This window comes from Zhongshania sp. (assembly GCF_041623545.1).
Lineage (GTDB): Bacteria > Pseudomonadota > Gammaproteobacteria > Pseudomonadales > Spongiibacteraceae > Spongiibacter.
The window spans coordinates 1-12670 of record NZ_JBFJWS010000068.1 but is presented as its reverse complement, the minus strand read 5'-3'; the positions used below and the strand labels follow the sequence as shown (position 1 = coordinate 12670).

Annotated in this window: 8 protein-coding genes; 6 read left to right on the top strand and 2 right to left on the bottom strand. The window is 53.3% G+C overall.

Going from position 1 to position 12670, the window contains the following annotated elements:
- On the bottom strand, positions 1-1118 hold a 1118-nt coding region (locus tag ABYT30_RS08795; RefSeq protein WP_373096062.1), incomplete at its 3' end, for a hydantoinase B/oxoprolinase family protein.
- A gap of 122 nt (positions 1119-1240) precedes the next feature.
- The gene (locus ABYT30_RS08790) at positions 1241-3676 is read right to left on the bottom strand and encodes a TonB-dependent receptor (RefSeq protein WP_373096061.1); all 2436 of its coding nucleotides are present in this window, start codon (positions 3674-3676) and stop codon (positions 1241-1243) included.
- A gap of 232 nt (positions 3677-3908) precedes the next feature.
- Between ABYT30_RS08790 and ABYT30_RS08785 the strand changes: the two genes are divergently transcribed.
- The 6 genes from ABYT30_RS08785 to ABYT30_RS08760 all read left to right on the top strand — a co-directional run.
- Positions 3909-5069 (top strand): iron-containing alcohol dehydrogenase, encoded by a 1161-nt coding sequence (locus ABYT30_RS08785; RefSeq protein WP_373096059.1) that lies wholly within the window; start codon positions 3909-3911, stop codon positions 5067-5069.
- A gap of 172 nt (positions 5070-5241) precedes the next feature.
- Positions 5242-6429 carry an aspartate aminotransferase family protein gene (locus ABYT30_RS08780; RefSeq protein ID WP_373083151.1) on the top strand — a complete coding sequence of 396 codons (1188 nt, stop codon included), beginning with the start codon at positions 5242-5244 and terminating at the stop codon, positions 6427-6429.
- Positions 6430-6456: 27 nt separating this feature from the next.
- Entirely contained in the window at positions 6457-7371 is a 915-nt protein-coding gene (gene argF, locus ABYT30_RS08775; protein ID WP_373083150.1) for an ornithine carbamoyltransferase, read from the top strand.
- A gap of 262 nt (positions 7372-7633) precedes the next feature.
- On the top strand, positions 7634-8710 hold the full coding sequence (locus ABYT30_RS08770) for an ABC transporter ATP-binding protein (RefSeq protein WP_373083148.1): 1077 nt from the start codon (positions 7634-7636) through the stop codon (positions 8708-8710).
- Positions 8711-9102: 392 nt separating this feature from the next.
- Positions 9103-12000, top strand: a complete 2898-nt coding sequence (locus ABYT30_RS08765) for a ribonucleoside-diphosphate reductase subunit alpha (RefSeq protein ID WP_373096057.1) — start codon at positions 9103-9105, stop codon at positions 11998-12000.
- Between the two features lie 86 nt (positions 12001-12086).
- A partial coding sequence (locus ABYT30_RS08760; protein ID WP_373096055.1) for a ribonucleotide-diphosphate reductase subunit beta occupies positions 12087-12670 on the top strand: 584 nt, incomplete at its 3' end.

Sequence of the window (12670 nt, the reverse complement as noted above, 5' to 3'; positions counted from 1 at the left end):
CCCGCGCCGCGCCCGCCCATAGCAATATTATTCATGGTGCCCTGGCTTGCTGCGGGAATCAGCTCCGGTGCGGCTTGCGCCAGCGCACCCAAAACAGCATCGGTGATGCGCATCGAGGTTTCGACATTGCCCGCCGCCACCGCGGCCGGTCGCCGGGCATTAAGCAAACAAGCCTCGGGCGCGCTTAAGGAAATTGGCCGAAAAAGACCGGCGCAAACAGGCACTTCATCTGGCATTAGACAGCGAAACACGTAATACACTGCGGCAGCGGCCACCGACAGCGGACAATTGATATTGCCCGCGACTTGCGGCGCACTGCCGCTAAAATCAACAAGCACACCCTCGGCGCTCAAATTAATGGTTACCGCTATTGGCAGCTGCTGATGACCAAAGCCATCGTCGTCCATAAAATCTGTGAACGCGAAACTGCCGCTAGGTAATTCAGCCAAGCGTCGCCGCGCAATACCTTCGGCATAATTCTGCAGCTGATTTACGGCCACCGCAAAATCAATCGGCAAGGCACTGATCACTTCGCTTAAGCGCAATAACCCAGTGCGGTTGGCACTGACTTGCGCAATAAAGTCACCATGTTGGCCATCGCCGAACCAAGCATTAAGCAGGCCTTTATCCAAAACCCCAGAGCGAACCAATACCGTCGGCGGAATCACCACTCCCTCTTCTTCAAGGGTTTTGGACAAGGGCATAGAGCCAGGCGCAGATGCACCGATGTCCGCATGGTGGGCGCGATTGGCAATAAAGGCCTGCAGCACACCGGCATCATCAAAGCAGGGGGCAATTACCGTAACGTCCGGTAAATGGGTGCCACCGAGAAAGGGATCATTCACCACGACCATATCGCCTGGCCGCCACTCACAGGCATCGACAATATCGGCCATGGCGTAGGCCATGCTGCCGAGGTGCACCGGAATATGCGCCGCCTGCGCACATAACTCACCCTTGGCATCAAAAATCGCGCAAGAAAAATCGAGGCGGTCTTTTATATTTGGAGAGAACGCTGCGCGCTGCAGCACGGCACCCATTTCCTCGCACACCGACTCCATACGGCTAACAAACAGGCCGAGCTTAACGGGGTCTAGTTGGGAAGATTGACTGGCCATGTATCGCCCATTTAAATGTAGAAAACGAAATTATCGCTAAATATCTAAGGCGATACCAACAAACAAAGCAATAGGCCATAAACAAAAATGGCCCCGAAGGGCCATTTCTAGCGTGTCATAACTTAGAAGCTATAGCGTGCGCTAAAACCTACAGTGCGCGGTTGATTCACATGATGCCCAACTCGCGCCCGGCCGTCACGCTCAGTATCGAGGGACAACTCAGCCCGCTCATTGGCGGCATTACGAACAAACAGTGCGGTATCCCATGTATCGTTCTTCATGCCAAAACGAAGATTGACGATTTGATAGCCGGCCAAAGATCTGTCGTAGTCATAAGTGGACTGCGTTAGTGGCCCACCGATATTCGCGCCGCCAAATAGCGTGGCGCTACCCTGACCACCGTTTTCTTGATCGGCAATTTGAGTGAATCGCTTCGCAATATTCTGGTAAGTGGCGTTGGCATAGCCTTCCCACGTATCAGTAACAGGGAAGTAATAGGTCGCTGACGCCGCCAGCTCAAAACCAGGGGCCGTTGGCAATTCATTACCCTCACGAATACCGCCGACAACGGTCGTCACATTAGTACCACTTGTTGTGGTAACCGTCGAGTCCAGCTCGGTATTAACGTAGCTAGCAGAGAGACTCAACTCCAGGTTATTTGTCGGCTTTGATACAAACTCAACCTCAACACCAGTGCTATGCGCTTCTGGAACATTGTAAATAAGGCGCGAAGAACAGGTACCGGCATTTACTGTTGCCTGTAAATCTTTAATGTCGCTATAGAACAAGGATGTATTCAATGTCGCCGTACCGCCCAGCAAAGTGAGCTTACTACCCACCTCGTAGTTGGTAAGCGTCTCATCATCAAAGGCTTCACGCCCGCCGAACGTAGCTCGGTCAGCATCGGTGCACAGTGAAGCATTGACCGGATCATTAATACCGCCCAGCCGGAAACCCTGAGAAACCTGCGCATTTAGCATAACGTCATCGCTGACGTCATAGCGCAGCATAACCCTTGGCGACACACCATCTGAAGACACCTTGGCTTTTTTGTCGAGCACACTGTCGGCGTAAATACCGTCAAAACTCAACACCCGATTTTCTTCATAATCAAAAAAACGAGCGCCGACCACCAGCATTGTTTTTTCGCTTAAGTCATAGGAAAGCTCGCCAAACACCGCGACCTGTTCTAGCTGGTAGGGAATATCGGAGTAATATAATTCATCAACGGCATTGCGCCCGAGTGAATGTTCAGCGCCGGGATTATTGGGGTCTCTTGGTGTAGTAGAACCCGGCGCAGCTGTGCGCGTACTAGCGTCGTACCCAGCCACCGTTAGCGACTGACCGTAGTGACGCTCAACATCACTGTAGAAAATACCCGCCACCCACTGCAAAGCGTCTTGCGAGCCACTCAGGCGCAGTTCTTGGGTAATCACTTCAGCAACCGTTGCGTCATTTAAGGGCGCATCTAATTCATATACCGCCGCCGACTCCCCGTAGGAACCGCCAAGGATACTGGCATTCAGTGCCGATGCATCGCGTACAACAAGTACATCCCGATCAGTGTATGAACTCACAGAAGTCAAAGAAACATTGTCATTAAGATCATAATTTACGGTCAGATCAACCAGTAAAAAATCGTCCTCAAACTTCTCTTCTAGCTGGGTAAACTGCTCATAATCCCCAATCGTGAGCGGGGTACGGCTAGTGGTGTATGGGTTACCGAGAATATTGTAGTCATCCTCGCGGTTAAAACCGTTCATTTCGATGGATTGATACGTCACTCTAGGAGTCACAGTCAGCGCATCACTAGGCTGGAAGCTGAGCGCTAAACGCAAGCCTTCTCTACTGCCGTCATTGACGTCGTCTTTCACTGTGCCATTTGGCTGATGAGCATCAATAAAACCAGCATATTGCTGGAAGTAAGCGACCGCTCTCAGCGCTGCAGTCTCGCTTAGAGGAATGTTCCAGTGACCTTTGACACTCCCACCTTCACTGCCCTCGTCAACAGTTTCGCCGCCAACTTGGAGCGAGCCACTCATTGCCGTGACGTCAGGCTGATTGGTGATATAACGCACCGTCCCCGATAGAGAGCCGGAGCCAAACAGGGTGCCTTGGGGGCCACGCAGTACTTCCACACGATTCACGTCGTAGAAGTCCAAGTCCGGGGTAAACAAGGACATGGAGATCACCGATTCATCCATGTAAACCCCGACCTGCTCTTTTACACCCGGCTGATCGCGAACAATTTGACCTGCTGAGATCCCCCGAATAGCGACTTGGCTTTGACCCGGCCCCAAGTTTTGAATCGAGATCCCCGCCACATTCGCCGCCATTGACTCGATATCAGTGGCGCCGCTCTGCTGCAACTTTCCTTCAGTCATGGCCGCAATAGAAAACGGCACATCTTGCAATGTCTCAGACTGCTTACGCGCCGTCACCAAAACCTCTTCGATCACCCGCGTCGATTCGGCTTGGCTTAAAGGCGCACCTATAGCAAAACCCAGCGCAACTGAGGCGCCGAGCGCCGCGTGCCCGGAACGTCGTTTATTTATCATTTTGCCTTCCCCGTGTTTAACTCACTTTTTATTAAATTGAATCAAAATGCATTAATAGCTGCGCCTAATCTAGACCATCAGCAAGCAATACAAAATGACCTAACCTTGGTATAGCAGATCAAACAAAATACGCACCTTTTTAACGCAAAAAAGTATTCACTGACAACACCTTATTTGTGTTTTTAAGCCACTCAGGATTAAATATCCGGCTAATTAAAATGAGATGCCAACCATGACAGCCAATATCAACCTCCCTCGAATACTGCGCGTTGGCGCTGGCGCCAGCCGGCAGTTGCCCGAGGTTCTCGATGAGCTCGGCTTAAAGCAGCCACTTTTGGTCACTGACGGTTTTATTGTCAGCCTTGGTTGGCTGGACGATTTAGAAGCCCAGCTAAGTGAAAAAGGCTTTGTGCATAATCGCTTTACCGGCGTTGTTCCCGACCCAACCACTGACGCCATTGCCGCAGGTCTTGCCGTATTACACCTTGGCGAGCACGACTGCGTCGTTGCCTTGGGGGGAGGCAGCTCCATTGACACAGCCAAAGCGATTGCCGCCATGGCCCATCGCGATCAACCCATGCGCCACTATAAAGTCCCCAATTCAATCGACGACGGCCTGCCAGTCATTGCCATACCCACCACTGCGGGCACTGGCTCAGAAGTCACTAGGGTTAGCGTCATCACCGATACCGAAACCCAGGAAAAAATGCTGTGCATGGGGCTTGGCCTAATGCCGGTTGCCGCACTGGTCGATTTTGAATTGACCTTGAGTATGCCCTGGCGCTTGACCGCCGACACCGGACTCGACAGTCTCTGCCATGCACTAGAGGCCTACGTTAGCAAAAAAGCCAACGCCTTTACTGACACGATCGCGCTAGCCGCGATGACCGCCATCAACACCCATATTCGCACGGCCTGCCAAGAGCCAGATAACCGCGAAGCGCGAGAAGCAATGATGCTCGCCGCAACACAAGGCGGCATTGCCTTCTCTAACGCCTCGGTCACCTTGATTCACGGTATGAGCCGCCCTATTGGCGCACTTTTTCATGTCCCCCACGGCTTGAGCAATGCCATGCTCTTACCGGAAGTGACGGCGTGGTCGATCAGCGGCGCCCCAGATCGCTACGCCGACTGCGCCCGCGCAATGGGCATGGCTGATACCAGTGACAATGACGATGCAGCTAACAAAAAACTCGTTACCTGTTTGCGGCAGCTCTGCCGCGACCTAAACGTCCCCAGCCCCGGCGAGTTTGGCATAGACGCCCAAGTCTGGCAGCAGTCGCTAGAATTAATGACGCAACAAGCGCTGGATTCCGGCTCACCCAATAACAATCCGCGCATCCCCAACGGCGCGGAGATTAAGGATCTCTACCAAAAAGTGTGGGCTAATTAATTCATCGCGCCTTTACCTGCCACAGGCCTAGAATTCCCACCGCATTCCTTATATTATTGAGGGTCTGACTAGGCAGCGCTGGCTGCCTTTTTGCGTTTTAAATCCATTGCACTGTTATATTTGTGCCTTATTTGCAGCAAAACCTGCATATTCGGCACGCGGAGATCTGTTGATGACACAGCCGGCCTTAATGAACACCTACGGACGCCTTCCGGTAACATTTACCCGGGGCGAAGGCGTGCGACTGTTTGATACACAAGGCAAAGCCTATCTCGACTGCATCAGTGGCGTTGGTGTTAACGCGCTTGGCCACGCGCACCCAGCACTGACCGAAGCTATTCAGTCACAGGCTGGGCAGTTGCTGCACACCTCCAATTTATATTCAGTGCAAAAACAAGAAGAACTCGCCGCCGCGCTGTGTGCGATTAGCGGCATGGAAAACGTGTTCTTTTGCAATTCTGGCGCCGAAGGCAATGAAGCCGCCATCAAGCTAGCGCGGATGCACGGCCACAAACGCAATATCGACATTCCCCACGTGATTGTGATGGAGCAGGCTTTCCATGGCCGGACTTTGGCAACACTGACTGCATCCGGCAATCGCAAAATTCAAGCGGGCTTTGAACCACTAGTACGGGGCTTTATTCGCGCGCCCTTTGGCGACTTAGCCGCCCTGGAAAACATCGCCGAACACAACGACAGCATTGCCGCGGTACTCATTGAACCAATTCAAGGCGAAGGCGGTATTCACACGCTACCTGCTGGCTTCCTTACTCAGCTGCGGGCGCTCTGTGACAAACACAACTGGTTGATGATGCTAGATGAAGTCCAGACCGGCAATGGCCGGACCGGCAAATACTTTGCCTACCAGCACAGCGACGTTATGCCTGACGTGGTGGTAACCGCCAAAGGTTTAGGTGGTGGCGTACCCATCGGCGCCTGCCTCGCCCACGGTAAAGCAGCGGCACTGTTTCAACCCGGCAATCACGGCTCCACTTTTGGCGGTAACCCGCTTGTTTGCGCGGCCGGACTCGCCGTAGTTAACACCCTTAGCGCCAACGGCATGATCGACACCATTGCCGACAATGGCCGCTATATTCTCAGCGCCCTAAAAGACCAACTGGGCGATGTCGCCCATGTTAAAGACATTCGCGGCCAAGGACTGATGATCGGCATAGAGCTGACCCAGCCCTGCGCCGGACTGGTCGCCCAAGCCTTGGAAAAAGGCCTGTTGATTAATGTCACTTCAGAGCGGGTAGTACGCTTACTACCGCCGCTAATTATTAACCAGCAAGAAATTGATGAGCTGCTCGCCGTACTCTGCCCTCTGATCCGTCAGTGGCCACAGTCTAGCGCGGCATAACGCCGGTTCAGCAGCAAAGGTAGCCGTATGGCATTAAGACATTTTTTAACCCTGATGGATTTGAGCCCCGCTGAATTAGAAACCCTAATGCAGCGAGCAATACAGCTCAAAGCCGAGCACAAAGCCCGCATGACCAGCGTGCAATTCCCCAATCACGTTTTGGGCATGGTGTTTGAAAAAGCATCTACCCGTACCCGCATCTCCTTTGAAGCAGGTATGGCGCACTTGGGTGGACACGCTATCTTCCTTTCGCCCCGCGACACTCAACTCGGTCGCGGCGAGCCAGTAGAAGACAGCGGCCGAGTCATCTCCTCAATGTGCGATATCATCATGGTGCGCACCTTTGAACACAGCATCATTGAACGCTTTGCCGCGCACTCAAGCGTGCCAGTGATCAACGCCCTGACCGACGACCACCATCCCTGCCAGCTGCTAGCTGATATCCAAACCTTTATTGAGCATCGTGGCAGCATCAAGGGCAAGCAAGTAGCTTGGATCGGCGACGGCAATAATATGTGCCAGTCTTATATCCACGCCGCCATGCAGTTTGACTTCACCCTAAAAGTCGCCTGCCCAGAAGGCTTTGAACCCCGCGCCGACATCGTCGCCAAGGCTGGCGGTCGCGTCGAAATATTCCGCGAACCCGCCGATGCTGCCCGCGGCTCCGACCTACTGGTTACCGACGTCTGGGCATCAATGGGTCAGGAAGAAGAAAAAGCCGAGCGCCGCCGCAAGCTCGCCGGCTACCAAATTAACAGCGCGCTCATGGCCCACGCCAACCCCGACGCCCTGTACATGCACTGCCTCCCGGCTAAGCGCGGCGAAGAAATCAGCGCCGAACTCATGGACAACCCGAAAACCGTAATTTGGGATGAGGCGGAAAATCGCCTGCATGCGCAGAAAGCATTGATGGAGTTTTTGTTGTTAGAGGCGCGGGCGTAACGGATGTCGGATGTCGGATGTCGGATGTCGGATGTCGGATGTCGGATGTCGGATGTCGGCAATGACAATTCACTGAAGTAGCTGCATCAAGCACTGCCTTTGATTTTCATTCGCCAGACTTTCCGACACCCGACCAATTTTTAATTTTATCGCCAGACACCGGACGTCCGGCAATGGTTTTCAGTTTTTTCGTCCGACGCCAGACACCCGACAAGCTTTTCGTCAGACATCTGACGTCAGACATCAGACCAAGGCCCTTAAAGTGCTGCAAGTAAAAAACATCCAATGCCAATACGAAGGCATCTCTGTGGTCGACGACGTCAGTTTCCACGTTAACGACGGCGACATTTGCAGTCTGCTCGGCCCCAGCGGCTGCGGCAAGACCACAATTTTGCGCGCCATCGCTGGCTTCCAACCGCTGACCCAAGGCTCCGTTACCCTGCGCGGTAACTGCTTAAGCGACCCCAGTACAATGGTCACCCCTGAGCTGCGCAGCATTGGCATGGTATTTCAAGATTACGCGCTATTTCCGCACTTGAGCGTGTTTGACAATATTCGCTTCGGCCTCAGCAAGCAGGGCCGCCAAGCCCAGCGCCATAAGGTGATGAAACTGTTAGAGCTGGTGCGCCTTGGAGGTGTGGAAAACCGTTTTCCCCATGAACTTTCCGGCGGACAGCAGCAACGCGTGGCGCTGGCTCGCGCGCTGGCCCCCAGCCCAGACTTACTACTACTCGACGAACCGTTTTCGAACCTTGACGCCGAGCTGCGTAAACGCTTGAGCTTGGAAGTGCGCGACATCCTTAAAGAGCTTGGCATCAGCGCCATACTAGTAACCCACGACCAGCTTGAAGCCTTTGCTTTCAGCGACAATATTGGCCTACTTTATAACGGCAAACTGCAGCAGTGGGACTCGCCCTTCAATCTTTATCACGAACCCAATAATCGCTTGGTCGCTGACTTTATTGGTGAAGGCAGCTTCCTGCCCGGCGTGATCGGCACCGAACTCAATACCGTCACCACCGAGCTAGGCACACTGATGGGCAACCGCGCCTATGCCTGGCCGCCCGGCACCCCAGTAGAAGTATTACTGCGTCCCGACGACATTGTGCTCAGCGATTTTGGCGGCATCAGTGCAACGATTGAAAAAAAGGTATTTTCCGGCAGCGCTACCCTCTACACCTTACGCCTGCCTACCGGCAGTCAAGTCGAAGCACTACTGCCTAGCCATCGAGATTTTGCGATTAACGAAGTAGTAAAAATTAACACCGAAGCAGATCATCTCATCGCCTTCAGCCGCGAAGAATTACACCACGGCGAACACAAACCAAGAAGTAGCTAAAAAAGTTTTTCTTATGCGTAATCCGTCTACCAAGCCTGTGAATGTACTCACCTTCTCAGTACGGCGCTGAAAAGCCCGCATTACGGGCAGTTAATAATCCAAGAATTTTTGCCCACCACTTACTCACACTTTATCCACAGAAGACTCACAACATCTTGTGCTTGCGAAATCATGCAAACCGCATTATCTTGTATCCCAGATTCACCCAAACCCTATATATAGGGTTTTTCACCCAAGCCTTATAACAACTATTTACATTTTCGGGATAACTTCCGCACTTGTGTTATTTGGGTATTTCAGCAAGCCCTCGCCTCCCGCACTGGGAATTCACGAGGAAAATATAAGACTGACGCAGAGCAGTTTTTTGACATCAAGCAAGGGCCAGAGACATCATGCAAACCCAACAAGACACCAGCACTAGCGCCACTGGCGCTCCCCCGCAGCACGCTAGCGACGCCGAACTTAAAGCCACTGCACCAGGCCAACTGCGCGTTATCAAGCGCAACGGTTCCGTAGTCAGCTATACCGACGACAAGATTAGCGTCGCGATCACCAAGGCGTATCTAGCGGTAGAAGGTGGTAATGCTGCCGCGTCTACTCGTATTCACGAGACGGTTGTCAAACTGACCGAACAAGTCAGCGCCACCTTCAAGCGCCGCATGCCCTCCGGCGGCACGATTCATATTGAAGAAATTCAAGACCAAGTCGAACTGGCCCTAATGCGCAGCGGCGAGCACAAAATTGCCCGCGGCTATGTACTGTACCGCGCCGCCCGCGCCGAAGAGCGCAGCCAACTGGCGCCACTTGGTGAAAAGGTTCACCCCAGTATTCGCGTTAAACACCCAGACGGCACTGAGTCACCGCTAGACTTAGGCCGCTTAGAGTTCATTGTACAAGAAGCCTGCGAAGGCCTGAGCGACGTCTCCGCTCAAGAAGTACAAGACGAAGCCCTGAAAAGCTTGTACAACGGCGTCCCCCAGGAAGAGGTCAATACCTCACTGGTGATCACCGCCCGCGCCATGGTTGAGAAAGAACACAACTACAGCTTGGTTACCGCCCGCCTACTGCTCGACAAACTCCGCGCCGAAGCCCTGAGCTTTTTAGGGGTGGCTCAGAGTGCAACTCAGCACGACATGACTATTTATTACCCGCAGGCCCTGCCGGTGTATTTAGCTAAAGGTGCGGAATTAGAGCTGCTCGACCCACGCTTAGCATCTGAGTACGACGTAGCGGCCTTGGGCGAAGCCATCAAGCCTGAGCGTGACATGCAGTTCCATTACCTTGGCCTGCAGACCCTGTACGACCGCTACTTTATTCACAGCAATGAAGTGCGCATTGAATTGCCGCAGATCTTCTTTATGCGCGTAGCCATGGGCTTAGCGATGAACGAAGAAGACCGCAATGCCCGCGCCATTGAGTTCTACGACCTGCTCAGCTCCTTTGATTACATGAGCTCGACGCCGACGCTGTTCAATGCCGGCACCTTGCGCCCTCAGCTGTCATCTTGCTACCTGACCACCGTGCCCGACGACCTGCACGGCATATACGGCGCCATTCAAGACAATGCCATGTTGTCTAAATACGCTGGCGGCTTAGGTAACGACTGGACGCCAGTTCGCGGCCTTGGCGCGTACATCAAAGGCACCAACGGCAAATCCCAAGGTGTTGTCCCCTTCTTAAAAGTGGTTAACGACACGGCTGTCGCCGTAAACCAAGGCGGCAAACGCAAGGGCGCAGTATGTGCTTATCTAGAGAGCTGGCACATCGACATCGAGGAATTCCTCGAGCTGCGCAAGAACACCGGTGATGATCGTCGTCGTACCCACGACATGAACACCGCCAACTGGATTCCTGACTTGTTTATGAAGCGGGTTTTCCAAGACGGCGAGTGGACTTTGTTCTCACCAAACAATGTACCTGATCTCCACGACCTCTACGGCAAAGCCTTCGAAGAGCGCTTTGAGCACTACGAAGAACTGACCCGCAAAGGCGAAATTAAACTCTACAAGCGCGTTAAAGCGGCTGACTTGTGGCGCAAGATTCTGTCTATGTTGTTTGAAACCGGCCACCCATGGATCACTTTTAAAGACCCATGCAACCTGCGCAGCCCACAGCAGCACGTTGGCGTGGTGCACTCGTCCAACCTGTGTACAGAAATCACCCTGAACACCAGTAAAGATGAAATCGCCGTATGTAACCTTGGCTCGGTTAACCTTGCCCAGCACATCGGCGACAACGGCCTAGACCTAGCCAAAGTAGAAAAGACCGTTAAAACTGCAGTGCGCATGCTCGATAACGTTATCGACATTAACTACTACAGCGTGCCACAGGCCAAGAACTCCAACTTCAAGCACCGCCCTGTTGGCTTGGGCTTGATGGGTTTCCAAGACGCGCTTTACAAGCAGCACCTGCCCTACTCCTCTGATGAAGCGGTAGAGTTTGCTGACCGCTCAATGGAAGCCATCAGCTACTACGCGATTAAAGCGTCTAGCGATTTAGCCGCCGAGCGTGGCAGCTACCAGAGCTACGAAGGTTCTCTATGGAGCCGTGGCATTCTGCCCATCGACTCGGTAGAGATCCTGGTGCAAGAACGCGGCGCCGACTACATCGAAGTAGACCGCAGCCAGACACTGGACTGGGACAGCCTGCGTGAAGTTGTTAAAACTCAAGGCATGCGTAACTCGAACGTCATGGCCATTGCGCCGACGGCCACCATTGCTAACATCACTGGTGTGTCGCAGTCGATCGAACCGACTTACCAAAACCTGTACGTTAAATCGAACCTGTCTGGCGAATTCACCGTAGTGAACCCCTACTTGGTTAAAGACCTGAAAGCGCGCGGTTTGTGGGACGCGGTCATGGTTAACGATCTTAAGTACTACGAAGGCTCGGTAAGCAAAATCGACCGTATTCCAGACGACCTAAAAGCGCTGTACGCCACCGCCTTTGAAGTAGAACCGCGCTGGTTGGTCGACGCCGCAAGCCGTCGTCAAAAGTGGTTAGATCAGGCGCAGTCATTGAACTTGTACATCGCTGGCGCCAACGGCAAAAAGCTTGACATCACCTACCGCATGGCGTGGTACCGTGGCCTCAAAACCACTTACTACCTCCGCGCATTGGCTGCGAGCTCCACCGAGAAATCTACCGTTTCTCAAGGCTCCATGAACAAGGTTTCATCACAATCGGCTGCACCTAAACCTGCTGCCACCGCGTCTGCCGCTGCACCGCAGGCCGCACCAGTACCACTGGCCTGCTCACTGGATGACCCAGACTGCGAAGCTTGTCAGTAAGTGCGTAGGGGCCTATGGCCCCTTAGTCGGACGACTGGCGTCAGACGTCTGACGAAAAATACATATAAAAGAATTGAGGTTATAAAATGTTAAGTTGGGATGAGTTCGATAAAGAAGAAGCACCGGCCAAAGCGCCCGCTGCCAAAACCCAAGCCCCACAAACAGCGGAGCCTGTGGTTTCTGCTGCCCTGAATACCATGAATAGCGAAGACAGCGCTGGCGTTGTTGACCAAGCTATTCTCGACAAAGCCAATGCCGCTATAGAGCACCTCGACGTGGCCGCCGGTTTAGAAGAACTGGAAATGGGCGCTGCCCGTCTGCGGGTAGAAGACAAGCGCATCATCAACTGCCACCTCGACCTCAACCAGCTCGTACCCTTTAAGTACGACTGGGCATGGCAGAAATACCTCGACGGCTGCGCCAATCACTGGATGCCCCAAGAAGTAAACATGACTGCCGACATCGCCATGTGGAAAAACCCAGAAGGCCTGACCGATGACGAGCGTCGCATCATCATGCGCTCACTGGGTTACTTCTCAACCGCCGACTCCCTGGTTGCCAACAACTTGGTACTGGCGGTATACCGTCACATCACCAACCCAGAGTGCCGCCAGTACTTGCTGCGCCAAGCTTTTGAAGAAGCGATTCACACCCACGCCTACCAGTACTG